Annotated in this window: 15 protein-coding genes; 9 read left to right on the top strand and 6 right to left on the bottom strand. The window is 51.7% G+C overall.

Translation table 11 applies throughout. The annotated features are described in order from the left end of the window. The first annotated feature begins 311 nt into the window (after nt 1-311). Nucleotides 312-1,931 (top strand): phosphoenolpyruvate carboxykinase (ATP), encoded by a 1,620-nt coding sequence (pckA, locus tag GC128_RS06825; RefSeq protein ID WP_151993673.1) that lies wholly within the window; start codon nt 312-314, stop codon nt 1,929-1,931. 114 nt (nt 1,932-2,045) lie between these two features. Here the strand turns inward: pckA and envZ are convergent, their stop codons facing one another. Together envZ and ompR are read right to left on the bottom strand one after the other, a co-directional pair. Beyond that, the gene (gene envZ, locus GC128_RS06830; protein ID WP_151993674.1) at nt 2,046-3,398 is read right to left on the bottom strand and encodes a two-component system sensor histidine kinase EnvZ; all 1,353 of its coding nucleotides are present in this window, start codon (nt 3,396-3,398) and stop codon (nt 2,046-2,048) included. Then, nucleotides 3,395-4,114, bottom strand: a complete 720-nt coding sequence (gene ompR / locus GC128_RS06835; protein WP_001157751.1) for an osmolarity response regulator transcription factor OmpR — start codon at nt 4,112-4,114, stop codon at nt 3,395-3,397. Before ompR ends, envZ begins: the two co-directional genes overlap by 4 nt. Before the next feature lie 237 nt (nt 4,115-4,351). On the opposite strand from ompR, the gene greB reads away from it, so the two are divergent. The 5 genes from greB to feoC all read left to right on the top strand — a co-directional run bounded on the left by greB (nt 4,352) and on the right by feoC (nt 10,640). After that, nucleotides 4,352-4,825 (top strand): transcription elongation factor GreB, encoded by a 474-nt coding sequence (gene greB / locus GC128_RS06840; RefSeq protein WP_064514344.1) that lies wholly within the window; start codon nt 4,352-4,354, stop codon nt 4,823-4,825. A 121-nt stretch (nt 4,826-4,946) separates the two neighbouring features. Continuing rightward, nucleotides 4,947-7,280, top strand: coding sequence for a Tex family protein (locus GC128_RS06845; protein ID WP_151993675.1), 2,334 nt, complete (start codon nt 4,947-4,949; stop codon nt 7,278-7,280). Between the two features lie 510 nt (nt 7,281-7,790). Further along, on the top strand, nt 7,791-8,015 hold the full coding sequence (gene feoA / locus GC128_RS06850; RefSeq protein WP_064514348.1) for a ferrous iron transporter A: 225 nt from the start codon (nt 7,791-7,793) through the stop codon (nt 8,013-8,015). Between the two features lie 54 nt (nt 8,016-8,069). After that, entirely contained in the window at nt 8,070-10,391 is a 2,322-nt protein-coding gene (feoB, locus tag GC128_RS06855; RefSeq protein ID WP_151993676.1) for a Fe(2+) transporter permease subunit FeoB, read from the top strand. Nucleotides 10,392-10,400: 9 nt separating this feature from the next. Continuing rightward, nucleotides 10,401-10,640: a [Fe-S]-dependent transcriptional repressor FeoC gene (gene feoC / locus GC128_RS06860; RefSeq protein ID WP_151993677.1), complete on the top strand. Its 240-nt coding sequence runs from the start codon at nt 10,401-10,403 to the stop codon at nt 10,638-10,640. 36 nt (nt 10,641-10,676) lie between these two features. On the opposite strand, the gene bioH is transcribed toward feoC, so the two are convergent. Continuing rightward, a complete protein-coding gene (gene bioH, locus GC128_RS06865) occupies nt 10,677-11,447 on the bottom strand; it encodes a pimeloyl-ACP methyl ester esterase BioH (RefSeq protein WP_151993678.1) in 771 nt (256 codons plus the stop codon). 38 nt (nt 11,448-11,485) lie between these two features. On the opposite strand from bioH, the gene gntX reads away from it, so the two are divergent. After that, nucleotides 11,486-12,157, top strand: a complete 672-nt coding sequence (gene gntX / locus GC128_RS06870) for a DNA utilization protein GntX (RefSeq protein ID WP_151993679.1) — start codon at nt 11,486-11,488, stop codon at nt 12,155-12,157. Nucleotides 12,158-12,215: 58 nt separating this feature from the next. Next, nucleotides 12,216-12,791, top strand: a complete 576-nt coding sequence (nfuA, locus tag GC128_RS06875; protein WP_064542768.1) for a Fe-S biogenesis protein NfuA — start codon at nt 12,216-12,218, stop codon at nt 12,789-12,791. A gap of 271 nt (nt 12,792-13,062) precedes the next feature. Here the strand turns inward: nfuA and malQ are convergent, their stop codons facing one another. Further along, a complete protein-coding gene (malQ, locus tag GC128_RS06880; RefSeq protein ID WP_151993680.1) occupies nt 13,063-15,144 on the bottom strand; it encodes a 4-alpha-glucanotransferase in 2,082 nt (693 codons plus the stop codon). Nucleotides 15,145-15,152: 8 nt separating this feature from the next. Next, the gene (gene malP, locus GC128_RS06885) at nt 15,153-17,555 is read right to left on the bottom strand and encodes a maltodextrin phosphorylase (RefSeq protein ID WP_151993681.1); all 2,403 of its coding nucleotides are present in this window, start codon (nt 17,553-17,555) and stop codon (nt 15,153-15,155) included. Between the two features lie 376 nt (nt 17,556-17,931). Between malP and malT the strand changes: the two genes are divergently transcribed. Then, entirely contained in the window at nt 17,932-20,640 is a 2,709-nt protein-coding gene (malT, locus tag GC128_RS06890; RefSeq protein WP_151993682.1) for an HTH-type transcriptional regulator MalT, read from the top strand. 41 nt (nt 20,641-20,681) lie between these two features. Here malT and glpD read toward each other — a convergent pair whose 3' ends face one another. Continuing rightward, the gene (gene glpD, locus GC128_RS06895; protein ID WP_151993683.1) at nt 20,682-22,190 is read right to left on the bottom strand and encodes a glycerol-3-phosphate dehydrogenase; all 1,509 of its coding nucleotides are present in this window, start codon (nt 22,188-22,190) and stop codon (nt 20,682-20,684) included. Nucleotides 22,191-22,306 lie beyond the last annotated feature (116 nt).

Consider the following 22,306-nt stretch of genomic DNA (forward strand, 5'->3'; position numbering starts at 1 on the left):
ATTCAGAATATTTTCCCTGCCGCATTAGCATTTCCTGCCATACTCTCACCCCGTTGTGACTCGCTTCACAGCGTTTTCCGCTATACCCAAGCTATTCAAAATGCAGGTTGGCGGCAATCGAATGAATCCCGATGAGCTTACTCAAGTAAGTGATTCGGGTAAATGAGAGCAGCCAACACCCCCGAATTTTGAAGGGCGAAGGGTATATATGGATTCGAGTGGATGCTCAAATCTATGATAGGTGTCGCGGTTAACAACCAATAAACAACCCTACAATCTCAGGCAGTACAAATTGGCTAAGGAGCAGTGAAATGCGAGTTAAAGGCATAACCCCGCAAGATCTCAAGGCTTATGGAATTCATGACGCAAGTGAAGTGGTTTACAACCCCGATTACGACACTCTGTATCACGAAGAACTCAACCCCAATCTGGAAGGTTTTGAGCGCGGCATAGAAACCAATCTTGGTGCAATAGCTGTAGATACCGGCATATTTACCGGCCGCTCCCCAAAAGATAAATACATCGTCCGTGACGACACCACCCGCGACACTCTGTGGTGGGCAGATAACGGCAAAGGTAAAAACGACAATAAACCGCTAAGTGAAGAAACCTGGCTGCATCTGAGAGGTCTGGTTACTACCCAACTCTCTGGCAAACGCCTCTTTATTATTGATGCTTACTGCGGTGCGAATGCAGACACCCGTCTGTCGGTGCGTTTTATTACCGAAGTGGCCTGGCAGGCTCACTTCGTTAAGAACATGTTCATCCGTCCAACCGAAGCAGAGCTTGAAACATTCGAAGCAGATTTTGTGGTAATGAATGGCGCCAAGTGCACCAACCCACAATGGAAAGAGCAGGGTTTGAACTCTGAAAACTTCATCGCGTTTAACCTCACCGAGCGCGTGCAGCTGATTGGCGGCACTTGGTACGGTGGCGAAATGAAGAAAGGGATGTTCTCGATCATGAACTACCTGCTGCCGCTAAAAGGCATCGCTTCAATGCACTGTTCGGCAAACGTCGGCGAAAAAGGCGATGTTGCTGTGTTCTTTGGCCTTTCTGGCACAGGCAAAACAACGCTTTCTACCGATCCGAAACGCCGCCTGATTGGTGATGACGAACACGGATGGGACGATGACGGCGTGTTCAACTTCGAAGGCGGTTGCTACGCAAAAACGATTCGTTTATCCCAGGAAGCAGAGCCAGAAATTTATAATGCGATTCGTCGTGATGCGCTGCTGGAAAACGTAACGGTACGTGCCGATGGTTCAATTGATTTTGACGATGGTTCGAAAACCGAGAACACCCGAGTTTCTTACCCGATTTACCATATTGAAAACATCGTTCAGCCGGTTTCGAAAGCCGGGCATGCCAAGAAAGTTATCTTCCTGACGGCTGATGCTTTTGGTGTATTGCCACCTGTTTCGCGCCTGACTGCCAACCAAACCCAGTATCACTTCCTGTCTGGCTTTACCGCCAAACTTGCGGGTACTGAGCGTGGCATTACTGAACCAACTCCTACTTTCTCTTCCTGTTTTGGCGCTGCATTCTTATCGCTGCACCCGACACAATACGCAGAAGTGCTGGTGAAACGCATGCAAGCGGCAGGTGCACAGGCCTATCTGGTTAACACTGGCTGGAATGGCACAGGTAAGCGTATCTCCATTAAAGACACGCGCGCGATTATCGACGCTATTCTCAATGGTTCTCTGGACGATACCGAAACCTTCACGCTGCCAATCTTTGGTCTTGCTGTTCCAACAGCACTGGCAGGTGTGGAAGCCAATATTCTGGATCCGCGTAAAACGTACGCATCACCAGAACAGTGGCAGGAAAAATCGGAGCAGCTGGCTAAGTTGTTTATCGAGAACTTCGAGAAATATACCGACACTCCAGCGGGTGCAGCCCTTGTAAGCGCAGGGCCGAAGCTTTAATTTTCGAATAGCGAATGAGTTCGTAAGGTGGATTAGCGCAAGTGACATCCACCATCTACGCTAACCCGACCTACAAAAAAGCGAACCTTAAAGGTTCGCTTTTTTGTTTATCACTCAGCTTTCTTTTAGCTGGCTGACCGTTTTGTTCATCGGTAACGGTAAATAAGCCCGTATCCGCAAACCGCCCCGCTCGCTAACGCCGATATCCAACAGGCCGTTATGGTTGTCGATAATACGCTGCACAATCGCCAACCCCAAACCGGTGCCGCTGGTGCTCCGCGCACTATCGCCACGCACAAAAGGCTGGAACAGATGCTTGAGCTGGTCAGGTTTAATCCCTGGGCCGTCATCTTCCACCTGGAACCAGGCGCGGTTCAACTCACCGCCACTGCTGACTTTAATCCAGCCATTTCCGTAACGCGCAGCATTCACCACCATATTGGCCACGGCACGTTTAATAGATAACGGGTGGATATTGACCAGCAATTCTCCTGCTTGCAGATCGGTGTCGATTTCGCGCTCGTATCCACTTTCCGCAGCCACCACTTCGCCCAACACTGTATTGAGATCGGCAGTTTCCAGCGGCATCTCTTGCCCTGTACGCAGGTAATCGATGAACTGCTCGATTATCGCATTACACTCTTCGATATCTTTGTTAATCGATTCAGAGAGATAGCCATCTTCTTCACTCATCATTTCTGTTGCCAGACGAATACGAGTGAGTGGTGTACGCAAATCGTGGCTAACACCCGCCATTAACAGCGTGCGGTCATCAGCAAGTTGCTTAACACCAGCAGCCATATGGTTGAATGCGCGGGTCACAGAGCGCACCTCAGACGCGCCATATTCACGAAGCGGTGGTGGAATGATCCCCTTACCTACTTGCAAAGCAGCATGTTCAAGGTCAACCAAGGGTCGGTTCTGAATACGAATAAACAGCCATGCGCCACCTATCGCCAGCAGCATTATTGCAAGCGTATAGCGGAACAGTGGTGAGAAGTCGCCCTGATGAATTTCAGTCAGAGGAACGCGAACCCAGATATTCGGTGACAGCCACGTTTTCAGCCAGACAACTGGCGAGCTTTTGTTAACCTCAACACGAACTTCGGTTGGGCCACCCAACTGCTGCGCCATTTGATGGCTGAGGAATTCGTAATGCTGAGCCCAGCGTAAACCCGCGTCTTCCGCCGCTTCATTGGAATAAAGAGAGATACCCAATTCACGGTAGATTTCACGCCGAAATGCAGGCGGAACCACCAGTTGCGTGCCATCTTCCAGTTGCAGCTTATCGGTCATCAGCATACGGACTTCGTAAGCCAGTACCTTATTAAACTGTTGCAAACTCGGCAGAATGGCGAAGTTCAACACCACAAGATATGTCGTCACCAGGCTGACGAACAGCAAGGTGACGATCAGTAACAGCGTGCGTGCAAACGAGCTTCTGGGGGAGAAGCGGACTCGCCTCATGCCTTAGAACCGTCCGGCACGAATACGTAGCCCAGGCCCCATACGGTCTGGATGTAGCGTGGATGCGCAGGGTCTTCTTCAACCATGCGGCGCAGGCGGGAGATCTGCACGTCAATAGAACGTTCCATCGCACTGTATTCACGGCCACGGGCCAGGTTCATCAGCTTATCGCGTGATAATGGCTCACGAGGGTGGCTCACCAGTGCTTTCAGCACCGCGAACTCGCCGCTGGTTAATGGCATAGGCTCGTCTTCACGGAACATCTCACGGGTGCCGAGGTTCAGCTTAAACTTACCAAACGCAATAACCGCCTCTTCCTGAGAAGGAGCGCCCGGCAGTTCATTGGCCTGGCGGCGCAGAACAGCACGGATACGCGCAAGCAGTTCACGCGGGTTAAATGGTTTTGGAATGTAGTCATCGGCACCAATTTCCAGACCAACAATACGGTCAACTTCTTCGCCTTTGGCGGTGACCATAATGATTGGCATTGGATTGCTTTGACTGCGCAGACGGCGACAAATAGACAAGCCATCTTCACCTGGTAGCATCAGATCAAGCACCATCAGGTGGAAGGACTCACGGGTTAGCAGGCGATCCATCTGTTCTGCGTTAGCAACGCTACGGACCTGGAAGCCTTGTTCGGTGAGATAACGTTCTAACAGCGCGCGCAGGCGCATGTCGTCATCCACGACCAGAATCTTATAATTCTCTTGCATTCTTATACTCCCAAAGGCACGAACAGTGAGTGCGTATTCTTAAAAAACTGGAGCGTTACGACCAGTCAAATCTGGTATATATTCTAGTCGAAATTGTTACAAAGCATATTAAACAGATGGTTATAGGCACTTTTTAACACAGAATAATGACTTACTTCGCAAATCTCCGGGATTGCCATCACCCTGATATTTCGGTTTAAATCACCTTTAATTGTTTCACCCATGCAAGGCTTGCTGATGAAAACGCCATTAATTACCCGCGAAGGCTATGAAAAGCTCAAACAAGAAAAGGACTACTTGTGGCGTGAAGAGCGTCCAGAGGTGACAAAAAAGGTCACCTGGGCGGCAAGCCTTGGCGATCGCAGTGAAAATGCCGACTACCAGTACAACAAAAAACGTCTGCGAGAAATAGATCGTAGAGTGCGTTATCTCACGAAATGCCTCGAACAGTTGAAGATTGTCGACTATTCGCCGCAACAGGAAGGAAAAGTGTTCTTCGGCGCGTGGGTTGAGATTGAAAACGATGCAGGGAACCAGATGCGTTTTCGCATTGTGGGCTACGACGAAATTTTTGGGCGCAGAGACTACATCTCTATCGATTCGCCAATGGCTCGCGCCCTACTGAAAAAAGAAGTCGGCGACTTGGCCATCGTGCAAACACCTGCCGGTGAAGCGCAATGGTACGTTAACGAAATCGAGTATGTGAAATAGCCCGCAGGCCAGCAACAGAACCGTCCGATTCATCACCTCTCGGGCGCTGTAGCTGGCATTTTTGCCCTCCAATCCGTATAACTACACCCCTGATATGTCAGTCTACACAGATGAAAAAACCATGATGAATGATTCACTCTGCCGCATTATTGCCAGCGAGCTTAAGGCCAGAAATGAACAGGTTGACGCCGCCGTTCGCCTGCTGGATGAAGGGAATACCGTGCCGTTTATTGCACGTTATCGTAAGGAAGTCACCGGCGGTCTGGACGACACGCAACTGCGTCAACTGGAAACTCGTCTGGGCTATCTGCGCGAATTAGAAGACCGTCGCCAGACGATCCTCAAGTCCATTACCGAACAAGGCAAACTGACCGACGAGCTCGCCGCAGCCATCAACGGCACGCTGAGCAAAACCGAGCTCGAAGACCTCTATTTGCCGTATAAACAAAAGCGTCGCACACGTGGCCAGATTGCTATCGAAGCAGGTCTGGAGCCGCTGGCTGAGTTGCTGTGGAATGACCCTTCCCACACGCCGGAAGAAGCCGCTGCAAGTTATGTTGACGCCGATAAAGGCGTTGCCGACACCAAAGCAGCACTCGATGGCGCACGTTACATTCTGATGGAGCGCTTTGCTGAAGATGCGGCGTTGCTTGCAAAAGTGCGTAACTACTTGTGGAAGAACGCGCACCTTGTCGCAAACGTGGTTGCAGGCAAAGAGGAAGAAGGCGCGAAATTCCGCGACTATTTCGACCATCACGAACCGATTGCCACCGCTCCTTCTCACCGCGCCCTCGCCATGTTCCGTGGCCGTAACGAAGGCATTTTACAGCTCGCGCTGAATGCCGATCCGCAACACGATGAACCACCGCGTGAAAGCTATTGTGAACAAATCATTATCGACCATCTCGGTTTGCGCCTGAATAATGCTCCGGCAGATGCGTGGCGTCGTGCAGTCGTGAGCTGGACATGGCGCATTAAAGTGCTGATGCACCTTGAGACGGAGCTGATGGGTACAGTACGTGAACGCGCCGAAGACGAAGCGATCAACGTTTTTGCCCGTAACCTGCATGATTTATTGATGGCAGCCCCTGCTGGACTGCGTGCGACTATGGGCCTCGACCCAGGTTTGCGTACCGGCGTGAAAGTGGCAGTAGTTGATGCAACTGGCAAACTTGTTGCCATCGACACCATTTACCCACACACCGGGCAGGCCGCGAAAGCTGCTGTTGCAGTTGCTGCACTGTGCGAAAAACACAACGTTGAGCTGGTTGCTATTGGCAACGGCACAGCATCGCGTGAAACCGAGCGCTTCTTCCTCGATGTGCAGGAGCAATTCCCGAAAGTCACCGCACAAAAAGTGATTGTCAGCGAAGCGGGCGCATCGGTGTATTCCGCATCCGAGCTTGCAGCGCTGGAATTCCCTGATTTAGACGTATCTATTCGTGGCGCAGTTTCAATTGCTCGCCGCCTGCAAGACCCACTGGCTGAGCTGGTGAAAATCGATCCTAAATCTATCGGTGTCGGCCAGTATCAACACGATGTCAGTCAGTCTCAACTGGCGAAGAAACTGGATGCGGTAGTCGAAGACTGCGTAAACGCCGTTGGCGTGGACTTGAATACCGCCTCTGTGCCGTTACTGACTCGCGTGGCAGGTTTAACGCGCATGATGGCGCAGAACATCGTTAACTGGCGTGATGAAAATGGCCGTTTCCAGAACCGCCAGCAGTTGCTGAAAGTGAGCCGTCTGGGGCCAAAAGCGTTCGAGCAGTGTGCAGGCTTCTTGCGTATTAACCACGGTGATAACCCGCTGGATGCCTCCACCGTTCACCCGGAAGCGTACCCGATTGTTGAGCGTATCCTGGCTGCGACCGAGCAAGCACTACAGGATTTGATGGGCAACGGCGAAGCGTTACGTGGCCTGAGCCCACGTGATTTCACCGATGAGCGTTTTGGTGTGCCAACGGTGACCGACATCATCAAAGAGCTGGAAAAACCGGGCCGCGACCCGCGTCCGGAATTCAAAACCGCGAAGTTTGCCGATGGTGTTGAAACCATGAATGACCTGACGCCTGGCATGGTGCTGGAAGGTGCCGTCACTAACGTGACCAACTTCGGCGCGTTTGTCGATATTGGCGTGCATCAGGATGGTTTGGTCCACATCTCCTCACTTTCCGACAAGTTCATCGACGACCCGCACAAAGTGGTGAAAGCCGGTGATATCGTCAAAGTGAAAGTCATGGAAGTGGATCTGGCGCGTAAACGTATTGCGCTCACCATGCGTCTGGATGAGCAGCCAGGTGAAACCACGCGTCGTAGCAGCGCACCGCGTGAGCAAAACGAGCGCCGCCCGGTACAACAGCAGAAACCTCGTGGGCGTGACAACGCCAACAGCAGTAGCGCAGGCAACAGCGCGATGAGTGATGCACTGGCAGCAGCATTGGGTAAGAAACGTTAACTCTTAATGCTGATTTCCCCCTCTCCTTTCATCAGGAGGGGGCGGAATAAACCAGCATCTATTCCCCAGCGTTAAATTCAGCACAATTTGTCTCTTTCATGCCCGGCAGCTAATGAATAACATTTCTTTAGCATCCGCGATAATTCTTCAGAAAATAGAGTGAGTTTGCGATAGATCAATTTTCGCAAAAATATAAAAACAGCACTAATATTTATCAAACATGTAACACCTGAAATATCATGACAACATTACCAAAGATAAAATAATAAAATTAGCATTTTAAAATAAACATAACATATTGTTATTAATCAATTTTATATAAAAACAGCATATACACCCAACATTTCTAATAAATAAAATCTCCCTGAAAAATAAATTCAAACGAGTCATTCGCCACAAAAATAATTATTGAAGAGAGAAACCATTCTCATTATCATTGATTTGTTCGTTATTTCTCCTCAATGCCCAACGATATTTTTAAATACCCGAGCCCAACTCTAAGTAGGTCCTATGCGTTTCTTACCAAGTAGTGCGTGGAAGATTACCGGCTTTTCCAGCGAAATTAGTCCGTCATACCGCCAAAAATTATTATCACTCGGTATGTTGCCTGGTTCTTCATTCAACGTTGTACGTGTTGCGCCGTTAGGCGATCCGATTCATATCGAAACACGTCGCGTCAGTTTGGTACTACGTAAAAAAGATCTCGAATTACTGCACGTTGAAGCCATTGCCTGATTGGCGGGGTGAGCGCTCGCGCTCGTTGCTATTTTCTTTAAGTTCACGAAAAAAATGAAAAAATTAACTATCGGCTTAATCGGTAACCCTAACTCCGGGAAAACCACGTTATTCAACCAGCTCACCGGTTCACGCCAGCGAGTGGGTAACTGGGCGGGCGTTACCGTAGAACGTAAAGAAGGTCAGTTTTCAACGCTTGCGCATCAGGTCACACTTGTTGATCTGCCGGGTACCTACTCGCTGACCACCATTTCATCGCAAACTTCTCTGGATGAACAAATTGCCTGCCACTACATCCTGAGTGGTGATGCAGACTTACTGATAAATGTCGTCGATGCATCCAACCTTGAGCGCAATTTGTATCTGACGCTGCAATTGCTCGAACTCGGCATTCCGTGTGTCGTCGCGCTTAACATGCTCGACATCGCCGAGAAGCAAGATATTCGCATTGATATCGACGCGCTGGCCGCCCGCCTGGGTTGTCCGGTTGTACCGCTGGTTTCCACTCGTGGCCGTGGCATGGAAGGCCTGAAACTGGCAATCGACCGCCGCCAGCTAAACACGCATAGCGATTTAGTGCTTTACCCGCCAAAATTAATTGAAGAAGCCGACAAACTGGCCACTGAAATGCCTTCCGATATGCCCGCACAGCAGCGCCGTTGGTTAGCACTGCAAATGCTTGAGGGCGATATCTACAGCCGTGAATATGCCGGTCATGCCGCTGACAAACTGGACGCGGTGCGTGCACAGCTCGCCGAAGAGAACGAAGATCCAGCACTGCTGATTGCCGATGCACGTTATCAAACCATCGCCGCTATCTGTGATTCCATCAGCAACAGTCTGACCGCCGAACCGCATCGTTTAACGGCAATGATGGATAAAATCATCCTTAACCGTTTCCTCGGTTTGCCTGTGTTCCTGCTGGTGATGTACCTGATGTTCCTACTGGCGATTAACATCGGTGGCGCATTGCAGCCCATTTTTGACGGCGGTTCGGCGGCCATCTTTATCCACGGTATTCAGTGGATTGGTGCCACACTTCACTTCCCAAGCTGGCTGACGATTTTCTTAGCGCAAGGTATCGGTGGTGGTATCAACACCGTGCTGCCACTGGTGCCGCAAATCGGCATGATGTACCTGTTCCTTTCATTCCTTGAAGACTCCGGTTACATGGCGCGTGCGGCATTCGTTATGGACCGCCTGATGCAATCCCTCGGCTTGCCGGGTAAATCATTTGTCCCGTTGATCGTCGGCTTTGGCTGTAACGTGCCTTCGGTGATGGGTGCGCGTACGCTCGATGCCCCGCGTGAACGCCTGATGACCATCATGATGGCGCCGTTTATGTCATGCGGTGCACGTCTTGCCATCTTTGCAGTATTTGCCGCCGCGTTCTTCGGGCAGCAAGGCGCGCTGGTTGTCTTCTCGCTCTATATTCTGGGCATCGTGATGGCGATTCTGACCGGCCTGATGCTCAAGCACACCATCATGCGCGGTGAAGCAACACCGTTTGTGATGGAGCTGCCGGTGTATCACGTTCCGCACCTGAAAAGCCTGCTGCTGCAAACCTGGCAACGCCTGAAAGGTTTCGTGCTGCGTGCCGGTAAAGTTATCGTCATCGTCAGTATTTTCATTGGTGCGCTCAATAGCTTCTCGTTTAGCGGTAAAGAAGTGGACAACATCAATGATTCGGCGCTGGCATCGGTTAGCCGAGTGCTGACCCCGTTGCTCAAACCGATTGGCGTCCACGAAGATAATTGGCAGGCGACCGTTGGCCTGTTTACTGGCGCAATGGCGAAAGAAGTGGTTGTCGGTACATTGAACACGCTTTACACCGCTGAAGACATGCACGAAGAACCGTTTGATGCTGCAAGCTTCAATTTGCTCGACGAGTTAGGTGGGGCTGCCGGTGAAACCTGGCAAAGCCTGAAAGACACCTTTAGCCTGAGCGTGCTGCTCAACCCAATCGAAGCCAGCAAAGGCGACGGTGAAATGGCAAGCGGCGCAATGGGCGTGATGAGCAGCAAATTTGGCAGCCCGGCTGCGGCCTATAGCTACCTGATTTTCGTTCTGCTCTACATCCCATGTATTTCGGTGATGGGCGCAGTGGCCCGTGAATCAAGCCGTGGCTGGATGATGTTCTCGGTACTGTGGGGGCTGAATATCGCCTATTCACTTTCCACGCTTTACTACCAGACAGTGACATTTAGTGCCCATCCGCAATTCAGCCTGGTCTGTATTCTTGCGGTAGTGTTGTTCAACGTGCTGTTGATTGGCGGCCTGCGCCGGGCGCGTAGCCGTGTGGATGTCAGCATCATGTCGACCCGTAAAACAGTCACCGCGCCCTGCTGTAAAAGCAGCGCTGGCGATTGCCACTAAGGAGAAGGTATGGCGAGTTTAATTGAGATTCGTGATGCGCTGGCGCTGCAAGGCCGCCTGGATGCGACGCAAATTAGCCAACAGCTCGCCACACCTTTGCCGTTGGTGAACGCCATGCTAGGTCGTCTTGAAGCAATGGGCAAAGCGATGCGCATCACCGAAGACCCAAGCGATTGTCTGACAGGCAGCTGTAAAAGCTGCCCGGAAGGTAAGAAATGTGTTCGGGAAGTGTGGTCGCTTAAGGCATGAAACTAAAAACGGCGGGCCAATCCCCGCCGTTTTCTATTAAATCTGTTTCTGAAATTCCACCACCACCCGGCAAAATTCCTGCGGATGCGAAATAAACGGCGCGTGTGCTGCTTTCGGGAAAATCACCGCTTTGCTTTGCGGCCAACGCTCATCCAGTAATCCCGCAATTTTGCGCGGCACCAGCCCATCTAAATGCCCATACAGCCGCAAAAACGGCACAGCAAGCTGACTCAACGGCTCGCGCAAATCTGCCGTTTTCAGGATTTCCAGGCCGCCGTTTAGCACTTCTACAGTCGGCATAGGCTGCTCAAGCACAACCGCTTTCAGACGGCGAGCATCTTGCCGCGCGGTTTCTGTACCCAGCGTTTGCAGCGCCAGAAAACGCTCAACAGTACGCTGGAAATCTTCGCTTAGTTGGTGCTGGAAGTTCGCCAGCACTTCCGGTTTGATTCCCGGCCATTCGTCATTTGCTGCAAAACAGGGGGACGATGCAACCGTGATTAACCCTTTCACACGTTCGGGATTACCCAGCGCAATCTGACTCGCCACCAGCGCGCCCAAACTCCAGCCCATCCAGATTGCGCGTTCCGGCGCTTGCGCCAGGACAACTTCAGCCATCTTTTCAAGCGTCAGCGCGCCGAAATCCTGGCTGCGACCATAGCCCGGCAAATCGACCAGATGAAGGTGAAAATGCGAGCTGAGTTCCTCGGAAATGCAATGCCATACTTCCGCGTTCAGTCCCCATCCGTGCAGCAGCACAAGATCGACTTTTCCCTCACCTTTTGTCTGCCACCAAAGCTTGCTCATCAGTTACTGTTCTCATTTTTCTACGCAAGGAAGCGAATATGCTAACAATCCCAGGGTTGTGTTGGCTATGCCGGATGCCACTCGCGTGCGCACATTGGGGAATTTGTTCATGCTGCGCCAAAGCATTACCCTCTCCACCGCCCTGTTGCCCGTGTTGTGGTTTGCCCAGCGCCAATACGCGTGTGGCCTGTGGTCGCTGCCTACAAAAACCGCCCGCGTGGGATTCACTGGTGTTTGTCACCGATTATTGTTCGCCGTTAAAGCAGCTCGTTCAGCATTTTAAATTTAACGCCACCGTGGCGCTGGCTCCGGCTTTAGCGCGTTTACTGCTGCTGAAAGTGCTGGCGACCAGAAACCAGAAAGCGGATTGCATCGTTACTGTTCCGCTGCATTCACGCCGCGTCTGGCGCCGTGGCTTTAATCAAAGTGACCTGCTGGCAAGACGCCTCTCAAACTGGCTGCAATGCGAATATTTCCCACAGGGCATCAAACGAACCCGAGCCACGCAAACACAGCATCAGCTTAACGCCCGAATGCGACGCAACAATCTTAAAGGAGCTTTCAGGGTTGATTTTCCGGTGGCAGGCCGCCATATAATTATTGTGGATGATGTCGTCACGACGGGCAGTACGGTGGCGGAAATTGCGCGAATGCTGAAAAAGCAGGGCGCGGCGACTATCCAGGTGTGGTGCCTTTGTCGAACCTTGTAGACCCTCGATGATGGGCGTATTATAACCGACTAAAATAGTCAACTATTGAGCAATCGTTATGATCCGTATTTCCGATACAGCACAATCCCACTTTGCCAAACTGCTGGCAGGTCAGGAAGAAGGGACGCAAATTCGCGTATTCGTCATCAATCCTGGTACTCCAAATGCGGAGTGCGGGGTTTCTTACTGTCCGCCGGATGCGGTAGAAGCATCAGATACTGCCCTCAAATTCGAGCAGTTGACCGCATATGTCGATGAATTGAGCAAACCTTATCTTGAAGATGCTGAAATTGATTTCGTCACCGACCAGCTTGGCTCACAGCTGACGCTGAAAGCGCCAAACGCCAAAATGCGTAAAGTTTCCGATGATGCGCCTTTGATGGAGCGTGTTGAATATATGCTGCAAGCGACGGTAAACCCGCAGCTGGCAGGCCACGGTGGTCGTGTTACGCTGATGGAAATCACTGATGAAGGTTTTGCGATTCTGCAATTTGGCGGCGGTTGTAACGGCTGTTCAATGGTCGACGTGACCCTGAAAGAAGGCATCGAAAAACAACTTTTGGCCGAGTTCCCTGAACTGAAAGGCGTTCGTGATTTGACCGAACACCAGCGTGGTGAGCACTCTTACTACTGATTTTCACCCTCACCTCGGCCCTCTCCCGCAGGAGAGGGCGCAAAGCAAGTTCGCTCTTCTGGGCTGTCTCTTATACGCAACTTTGAAGGGCAATTCCTGCCAATTCGGAGAAGGTTCCGTTCACCAGGCGAAAGTGTATTTATGTCGCCTCGGAACAGGTGAACGGAAAACCTGCGGGGCTTACAGATCTCGCCCCGACAAGATTGCCAGGGCGAGTTGTGTATAAGAGACTGGCCTCGGGAGAAAGTTAGAGTGAGAGCGTATTACACCTTCACCTTTTCTTACGTCGCTTATCCAAATCCTTCAGCAACTTATTCACAGTTTCGTCTGCGAACATTGCTTCAAGCGATGTCGACAACTTGCGCCGCCAGTTTTTGTACTGGTAGCTGGTGCCTGGAATATTCACCGGCTCCGCCATACCTAACCAATCTTCCGGTTGCAGACCCAACAACGCACTGTTGCTGTCGGCGATGTAGCGCTGCATTGCGCGATTAAGCGTTGAAGTCATCGCCATCAGCGAGGCTTTGTGCCCTGCTCGTTTCGCCAAACAACCATATTCGTGCAGGCTATCCAGCAAACCTTGTTTCGCACGCTCACGATCCTGATACAGCTCCGTCAGCATCTCTTCATCAGGATAAAGCCCAAGCGTTTTACCCAGCGTCAAATCACCGCTTTCCCAGTAACCACGCAGCGTCGGTAAATCGTGGGTGGTGGCAACCGCCATCGACTGCTTCGGCCACGCTTTTGGCGAGCGGAACTGCTTTTCGTCGTCATGCTCGAAATAGAGCACTTTATAAGAGTAAACCCCGCTATCGCGCAGTTTACCGACGATCTCAACCGGTACAGTACCCAGATCTTCACCGATCACCATGCAATTATGGCGTTTGCTTTCCAGCGCCAGGATCGACAGGAGATCGTCGACCGGGTAATGCACGTATGCGCCTTTGTCAGCGGTTTCGCCATACGGTATCCACCACAAACGCAGCATCGACATCACATGGTCAATACGCAATGCACCGCAGCTGGTCATATTGGCGCGTAGCAGCTCGATAAACGGCTGATAGGCGCGCGCAGTAATCACATGCGGGTCCATTGGCGGTAAACCCCAGTTCTGGCCTAGCGGGCCAAGAATATCCGGCGGTGCACCAACTGAGGCTTTCAGGCAGTAAAGCTCACGGTCACACCAGGTTTCAGAACCGCCTTCAGCAACACCTACCGCTAAGTCGCGATACAGGCCGATTGGCATTTTAAAGCCCTGACTGGTTTGCCAGCATGCATCGAACTGAACGTAGGCAAGGTATTGCAGCCACAGATAGAAATTCACTTCGTCACTGTGTTCGGTACAGAACTCTTTTACTTCAGGATTGTGCGCGTCGCGGAAACCTTCCGGCCACACCGGCCAGCCCCAGCGCATTTCATCTTCTTTGACCTGATAGGCATGCAGCGCATCGAACGCCGCCTGGTAATACAGGCTGTCGCCGCCTTCCTGCACAAACTTCTGGAAGGTAACAACTTGCTCATCACGCGCACCGCGCCGCGAGAATTGCTTCCACGCCATCCGCAGCGCAGCCATCTTCAGCACGGTAACGGTGGAATAATCTACCCACTGCGCATCACGAACTTCTTTCAGCATTTGCTGCGTGACCGGCATTTTCCACCAGTCTTGCGCTTCATCACTGAGCAAGAAATCATCAACCGCGTTCACATCGATATAAATCACGTTTAACCAACGACGAGACGACGGGCTGTACGGGCTGGCGCTTTCCGGATTTGCAGGATACAACGCGTGGATTGGGTTCAGGCCGATAAACGAACCGCCCCGCTTTGCCACATCCACCAGCATGCGCTGTAAATCACCGAAATCGCCAATTCCCCAGTTATGCGCGGAACGTATGGTGTAGAGCTGCACGCAAGCGCCCCACAGTTTTTCATCCTGCATCAGAGCCGCAGGTTCATAACAGCGCTTTGGCGCAACAATCACGCGGCACTGCCAGTGGTGTTCGTTCTGGCTGACCGTCAGGTCGTGATAGCCTTCCGCCAGAGCAGAAGGGAGGGTTAGTTTTTTGCCCGCCAGCACATGACCTTTGTGCTGCTTACCGTCTTCGGTAGTCAGTTGCCAGGTGTAATCACCGTTGCCTTCCAGCACCGTCGCCATGCGAGTGCCGGAGGTAAACACCAGCACATTTGCGACCGGCGTAACCGCCACCTTTTTCAAGGTGGTGGTACGGCTCATGGCTTCCAGCAAACGCTGCTTGGTGTCCGCAGGAATAGCCTGCGGTTTGCCATGGGCGTTAATGTAGTTTGGGCTAATTCCCGCCTCAAGAGCGGCGTTATCAAGACGTTTGCTGTCCATGCGTTCCCTTAGCGTTTTGCCTGCCAGATGCGTTGCTGATAATCACGGATAGAGCGATCGGAGCTGAACATACCGCAACGTGCCGTGTTCAGAATCGCAGCGCGAGTCCATGCCTCCTGGTCGAGATACAACGCATCAGCTAATTTCTGAGCTTCTGCGTACGCGGTGAAATCTGCCATCACCAGATACGGGTCGCCGCCTTGTTTACCGATGCTGTGCAGCATCTGGTCGAACGCATGTTTATCGCCATCGGCATAAATGCCCTTCTCCAGCTCTTTGAGCACCGCATCCAGCGTTTTATCTTTCTTACGCCATTTCACCGGGTCGTAACCTTTGGCTTTCAGCGCTTTCACTTCTTCGACGGTGTGGCCGAAGATAAAGATGTTTTCCTCACCCACTTTCTCGGCGATTTCGACGTTCGCACCATCCAGCGTGCCAACGGTCAACGCGCCGTTAAGTGCCAGTTTCATGTTGCCGGTGCCGGATGCTTCTTTACCTGCGGTAGAGATTTGTTCAGAAATGTCCGCCGCCGGGATCATCACTTCCGCCGCAGACACGCAATAGTCAGGCATGAATACCACTTTCAACTGATCACCCACGATCGGATCGTTATTGATGGCGTGGGCGACTTTGTTGATCGCAAAGATAATATTTTTGGCGAGGTAGTAACCCGGTGCCGCTTTCGCGCCGAACAGATACACACGCGGCACGCGGGCGGCTGTTGGGTTCTCACGAATTTCTTTGTACTGAGCCAGGATATGCAGCAGGTTCAGGTGCTGGCGTTTGTATTCGTGCAGGCGTTTAATTTGTACGTCGAACAACGCATCCGGGCTTATCACAATGCCAGTACGCGCTTTCACAAACGCCGCCAGCTTCACTTTGTTCTGGTATTTGATGTCGCGGTATTCTTTGTGGAATTTCGCGTCGTCGGCGTATTTTTCCAGCCCTTCCAGCACGTCCAGATCGTTGGCCCACTCTTTCTTGAGTTTCTTATCAAGCAGAGCTGCCAGCGCCGGGTTGCATTGTTTGATCCAGCGGCGCGGTGTAATGCCGTTGGTGACGTTATGGAATTTGTTCGGCCACAGCTGGTGATATTCCGGGAACAGATCTTTGACCACTAAATCTGAGTGCAGCGCCGCCACACCGTTTACCGCAAAACCACTGACTACACACATGTTCGCCATGCGAACTTGTTTGTCATGCACCACCGCCAGTTTCGCCCAAACGGCATCATCGCCCGGCCAGGTTTTAGTAACCAGCTTCTTAAAGCGGGCATTGATTTCGTTGATAATCTGCATATGGCGCGGCAGCAGCGCTTTGACCAGCTTCTCGTCCCAGCACTCCAGCGCTTCAGGCATCAAAGTGTGGTTGGTGTAAGCGAAGGTTTTGCTGGTGATGGCCCATGCGTCATCCCAGCTCATCTGGTGCTCGTCGATAAGCACACGCAGCAGCTCTGGAATCGCAATAGTCGGGTGGGTATCGTTAAGCTGAATGACTTCGTAATCAGCCAGTTCTGCAAGCTTGCGGCCAGCCAGATGGTGACGGCGTAAAATATCGCCCACTGAACATGCGCACTGGAAGTACTGCTGCATCAGGCGCAGTTTCTTGCCGTTCAGGTGGTTGTCGTTCGGGTACAGTACTTTCGTCAGTTTTTCAGCGTCGATACCCTGTTGTTCTGCTTTCAAGAAATCGCCGTCGTTGAACTTGGTGAGGTCAAAAGGATGCGCGTGTTTTGCCTGCCACAAACGCAGTGGTTGCGCCACACCGTTACGATAACCAATAACTGGCAGATCCCAGGCTTCGCCATGGAAGATAAACGCCGGTTCCCAACGCACGGTTTTGCCGTCTTTAATCACTTTACCGCCAACGCCCACTTGCACATCGAGGGCTGCGTTATGCTGGAACCAAGGGTAGCTGCCGCGCTTCCAGTCGTCAGGCGCTTCCATCTGATGTCCATCCTGGAAGGATTGACGGAACAGTCCGTACTGGTAATTCAGGCCGTAACCAATCGCAGACTGGCCAACCGTTGCCATAGAGTCCAGGAAGCACGCAGCAAGACGCCCCAGGCCACCATTGCCTAGCGCTGGGTCAGTTTCCTCTTCCAGCAAATCGGTCAGGTTGATATCGAACGCTTTCAGTTCATCCGCCACTTCCTGATACCAGCCAAGGTTCAGCAAGTTGTTGCCCGTCAGACGACCAATCAAAAACTCCATCGAGATGTAGTTTACGTGGCGCTGCTGCTTCTCAGGTTTCGCAACAGGCTGCGCTGCCAGCAGTTCGGCCAGCGCACCACTCACCGCATGCCACCATTGTTGCTGGGTCATTTCGGAAGCAGAGTGAAGTCCGTAACGCTGCCACTGACGTGTCAGTGCAGCCTGAAATTGTGCTTTATTGAAGGTCGTCTGTGACATAGGGGCTCGGGTCCTGTGATGTTCTAATTTCATTACCCGTTAGTGTGCCGGGTGGCCTGGGCTTATTCCTCCTCCTGAGGGGGATTAGGGAGGGAGGAGTAGCGGGGAGTAGCTAAAAATGTGATCGCCGCCACTTAACGGTAGGTGCTTGCTGGCAGAATGCCCACCAGCACTGAATTTTTGCTTCGACCAACTCTACGCCTCGATTGGATTCATCTAATCAATAGATTTGTGACAAAGTGCAACTTACAACGTCTGAAACCCTTAACAATCTTGCAATAAGCCTTAATCTGGTCGACCTTGTAGTTAGTATTAATTACGAAGCGTGAAAAAAATCGCATTCGTGCATATCTCATACACAGTGAAGTGATTGACCATGCTGATCCCCTCCAAATTAAGTCGTCCAGTTCGTCTGGAAAATACAGTGGTCCGCGACCGGCTGTTGATGAAATTATCGACAGCTAATAACTATCGGCTGGCGCTAATAACCAGCCCGGCGGGTTATGGGAAAACCACACTGATTTCTCAGTGGGCGGCAGGGAAAAATGAGCTAGGTTGGTACTCTCTGGATGAGGGTGATAACCAACAAGAACGATTCGCCAGCTATTTGATAGCGGCTATTCAACAAGCTACATCTGGTCATTGTGTGACTAGCGAAGTGATGGTGCAAAAACGCCAATACTCAAGCCTGACAGCTTTATTCGCACAGCTATTTATTGAAATGGTGGAATGGCATCACCCACTATTTTTAGTGATTGATGATTACCATCTAATTACTAACCCTGTAATTCATGAAGCTATGCGCTTTTTCATTCGCCACCAGCCAGAAAATATGACGCTAGTCGTGTTGTCGCGCAATTTGCCACAGCTGGGTATCGCCAATTTACGCGTGCGCGATCAGCTGCTAGAAATTGGTAGCCAGCAACTCGCGTTTACCCATCCGGAAGCGAAGCAGTTCTTTGACCATCGGCTCAATTCCCCACTCGAACATACCGATAGCAACAGCCTGTGTGATGATGTTGCGGGCTGGGCAACCGCGCTGCAATTAATCGCGCTTTCCGCACGCCAAAACAGCAACTCATCGGCGCATCACTCTGCGCGTCGTCTTTCGGGCATTAATGCCAGCCACTTATCCGACTATCTGGCCGATGAAGTGCTGGATAATGTCGATGCGCAAACGCGTAACTTCCTGCTACGTAGCTCAGTCCTGCGTTCGATGAACGATGCATTGATTGTGCGCGTCACGGGCGAAGAAAACGGCCAGATGCGCCTTGAAGAGACTGAGCGGCAAGGACTGTTTATCCAGCGCATGGATGACAGCGGCGAATGGTTCCGTTTCCATCCGCTGTTTGGCAATTTCCTGCGCCAGCGTTGCCAGTGGGAACTGGCGACAGAACTTCCGGATATTCATCGCGCCGCCGCAGAAAGCTGGATGGCGCAGGGTTTCCCAAGCGAAGCGATTCACCATGCCCTTGCCGCAGGCGACGCCACCCTGCTGCGCGACATCTTGCTGCATCATGCCTGGGCACTGTTTAATCATAGCGAACTCACATTACTGGAAGAGTCGTTAAAAGCACTACCATGGGAAAGCCTGCTGGAAAACCCAAAACTTGTTTTGCTTCAGGCGTGGCTGATGCAAAGCCAACATCGCTACAGCGAAGTGAACACTCTTCTGGCGCGTGCTGAACAAGAAATGAATGTCGTGATGGATGATGTCATGCACGGCGAGTTTAATGCCTTGCGCGCCCAGGTTGCCATTAATGACGGCAACCCTGATGAAGCAGAACGCCTCGCAATGATTGCTCTCGACATGCTGCCGCTGGCTAGTTTCTACAGCCGCATTGTCGCAACTTCAGTTCACGGCGAAGTGCTGCACTGCAAAGGTGAGCTCACCAAATCGTTATCTGTTATGCAGCAAACTGAGCAGATGGCGCGCCGCCACGATATGTGGCACTACGCGTTATGGGGCTTATGTCAGCAGAGCGAAATCTTACTGGCACAAGGCTTCCTTCAGTCTGCCTGGGAATCGCAAGAGAAAGCCTTCGCGCTTATTGAAGAGCAGCACCTGGAACAGCTCCCGCTGCATGAGTTTTTACTGCGTATTCGCGCGCAATTGCTTTGGGCGTGGTCGCGCCTGGATGAAGCTGAAGCAACCACACGCATGGGTTTGGAAGTGCTTTCAGGCTATCAGCCACAACAGCAATTACAGTGCATGGCGTTGTTAGTGCAATGTTCACTGGCGCGAGGCGACCTGGACAATGCGCGTAATCACCTGAACCGACTTGAAAACTTGCTGGGCAATGGTGCGTTCCATAGCGACTGGGTTTCCAACGCCGACAAAGTGCGGGTGATTTACTGGCAAATGACGGGAGATAAAAAATCTGCTGCTAACTGGCTACGCCTGACGCCGAAACCAGAATTCGCCAACAATCATTTCCTGCAAAGCCAGTGGCGTAACATCGCTCGCGCGCAAATTTTGCTGAGTGAATTCGAACCCGCCGAAATGGTGCTCGAAGAGTTAAACGAAAATGCGCGCAGCCTGCGCCTGATGAGTGACCTTAACCGCAACCTGTTACTGCTAAACCAGCTTTACTGGCAGGCCGGGCGTAAAAGCGATGCACAACGTGTGTTGCTCGAAGCGCTGGCGCTGGCTAACCGCACAGGGTTTATCAGCCACTTTGTCATTGAAGGTGAGGCGATGGCACAGCAGTTGCGCCAGTTAATTCAACTCAACACACTGCCTGAGCTGGATCAACACCGCGCACAGCGCATTTTGCGTGAAATTAACCAACACCATCGCCATAAGTTCGCACATTTTGATGAGAACTTTGTTAACCGCTTACTGACGCACCCTGAAGTGCCGGAGCTTATTCGCACCAGTCCACTGACTCAGCGCGAATGGCAGGTTTTAGGGCTGATTTATTCAGGCTACAGCAATGAGCAAATCGCCGGAGAGCTGGATGTTGCGGCCACGACGATTAAAACGCACATTCGTAATTTGTATCAGAAGCTGGGTGTCGCGCATCGTCAGGATGCGGTGCAGCATGCGCAGAAATTGCTGAAGATGATGGGTTACGGTGTTTAAGAAATAATCCTCTCCCTAAGGGAGAGGACTGTTTAAGAGTTTTAAGACGCCAGCGATAACTTCGCCTTAACGCCCCGCTTTACTAGCCACTGCGCCACCCTTGCCTGCTGTTCTTCGGTCAACCACATCCCTAATTTGGTACGACGCCAGATGGCATCATCAACGCCACGCACCCACTCATGCTCAACCAGGTAGCGCAATTCGGCCTCGTAAAACTCATGTCCGAAATCTTCACCTAAATCACTGATGCTGGTGGCTCTGCCCAGAATCAAATCACTGTTGCTACCGTAAGTACGTGAGAAACGGCGCGCCAGGCTTTCTGTCAGGAACGTGTAACGGCGGCGCAACTGCGCGGCGTAATCATCACGGTCGCCATTGATATCGCCACCCGGCAACGTACTGCCTTTGGTCCAGGCCGGGCCCATTTTTGGGTAGTAGCCTTTCAGCTTATCCAGAGCATGCTCCGCGAGTTTGCGATAGGTTGTTAGCTTGCCGCCAAACACAGACAGCAGCGGTGCTTTGCCCTGCTCGTCATGGATATCAAGCGTGTAGTCACGCGTGATAGCTTGCGGTGAATCAGACTCATCGTCGCAAAGTGGGCGCACGCCCGAATATGTCCAGACGATATCTTCGCGGCTTAGTGTCTTTTTGAAGTGTGCGTTATAAGCATTCAGCAGGTAATTAATTTCATTGTCGTCGATGTGAACATCTTTCGGATCGCCCTTATATTCCACATCGGTGGTGCCAATAATAGAAAACTCATCCATCCACGGAATCACGAACACAATACGCTTATCTTCGTTTTGTAGAATGTAAGCCTGCTTCTGGTTGTGCACACGTGGCACCACGATATGGCTGCCTTTGATCAATCGGATACCGTATGGCGAAGGCAGTTGCAGACCATCATCAAAGAAGTTCTTCACCCACGGACCGGTGGCATTTACCAGGCCACGAGCGCGCCAGGTAAAGGTTTCGCCGGTATCGATATCCTGGGCTTCAACAATCCAGTGACCATTTTCACGGCGAGCGCTGGTTGCGCGGGTACGTGTTTTCACTTCCCCACCTTCACGCGTCACCATTTGTGCGTTCGCCAGAACCAGGCGAGCATCGTCTACCCAACAGTCAGAATATTCGAAACCGCGCACAATATTTGATTTTAGAACGGAATCTGAGCCAAAACGCAAACTGGTAGATGCAGGCAAGCTGGTGCGCTTACCGAGATGGTCGTACATAAACAGGCCAATTCTAATCATCCACGCCGGGCGCAGATGTGGGCGATGTGGCAAACGAAAGCGCATTGGGAAGGCGATATGTGGCGCCATATTGAGCAGCACTTCGCGCTCGGCTAATGCTTCGCTCACTAAACGAAACTCGTAATGTTCCAGGTAGCGTAGGCCACCGTGAATCAATTTCGAGCTATTAGATGATGTAGCACTGGCCAGATCCTGCGCTTCGAGCATCAACACGGATAAACCACGGCCTGCGGCGTCAGCGGCGATACCTGCCCCGTTAATTCCTCCGCCAATCACAATCAGATCTTTAGTTTCCATGTTGCCCTCACGCGCTTTCGTTAAAGTTCAAATATGTTCGTTATCGCTCATACTAGCAAGAGTACGCGCGCTTTGTAACGAAAAAAAAACATTACTGCGTGATATGGATAACATAA

The sequence above is a fragment of the Buttiauxella massiliensis genome (assembly GCF_902500225.1).
Classification (GTDB): Bacteria; Pseudomonadota; Gammaproteobacteria; order Enterobacterales; family Enterobacteriaceae; genus Buttiauxella; species Buttiauxella massiliensis.

Excerpts from the sequence above, each read along its gene's own strand:
- pckA (WP_151993673.1), top strand. The coding sequence starts at position 312 with ATGCGAGTTAAAGGCATAACCCCGCAAGATCTCAAGGCTTATGGAATT.
- glpD (WP_151993683.1), bottom strand. The coding sequence starts at position 22,190 with ATGGAAACTAAAGATCTGATTGTGATTGGCGGAGGAATTAACGGGGCA.
- feoC (WP_151993677.1), top strand. The coding sequence starts at position 10,401 with ATGGCGAGTTTAATTGAGATTCGTGATGCGCTGGCGCTGCAAGGCCGC.
- malP (WP_151993681.1), bottom strand. The coding sequence starts at position 17,555 with ATGTCACAGACGACCTTCAATAAAGCACAATTTCAGGCTGCACTGACA.
- envZ (WP_151993674.1), bottom strand. The coding sequence starts at position 3,398 with ATGAGGCGAGTCCGCTTCTCCCCCAGAAGCTCGTTTGCACGCACGCTG.
- nfuA (WP_064542768.1), top strand. The coding sequence starts at position 12,216 with ATGATCCGTATTTCCGATACAGCACAATCCCACTTTGCCAAACTGCTG.
- greB (WP_064514344.1), top strand. The coding sequence starts at position 4,352 with ATGAAAACGCCATTAATTACCCGCGAAGGCTATGAAAAGCTCAAACAA.
- malQ (WP_151993680.1), bottom strand. The coding sequence starts at position 15,144 with ATGGACAGCAAACGTCTTGATAACGCCGCTCTTGAGGCGGGAATTAGC.
- GC128_RS06845 (WP_151993675.1), top strand. The coding sequence starts at position 4,947 with ATGATGAATGATTCACTCTGCCGCATTATTGCCAGCGAGCTTAAGGCC.
- feoA (WP_064514348.1), top strand. The coding sequence starts at position 7,791 with ATGCGTTTCTTACCAAGTAGTGCGTGGAAGATTACCGGCTTTTCCAGC.
- bioH (WP_151993678.1), bottom strand. The coding sequence starts at position 11,447 with ATGAGCAAGCTTTGGTGGCAGACAAAAGGTGAGGGAAAAGTCGATCTT.
- gntX (WP_151993679.1), top strand. The coding sequence starts at position 11,486 with ATGCTAACAATCCCAGGGTTGTGTTGGCTATGCCGGATGCCACTCGCG.
- feoB (WP_151993676.1), top strand. The coding sequence starts at position 8,070 with ATGAAAAAATTAACTATCGGCTTAATCGGTAACCCTAACTCCGGGAAA.
- ompR (WP_001157751.1), bottom strand. The coding sequence starts at position 4,114 with ATGCAAGAGAATTATAAGATTCTGGTCGTGGATGACGACATGCGCCTG.
- malT (WP_151993682.1), top strand. The coding sequence starts at position 17,932 with ATGCTGATCCCCTCCAAATTAAGTCGTCCAGTTCGTCTGGAAAATACA.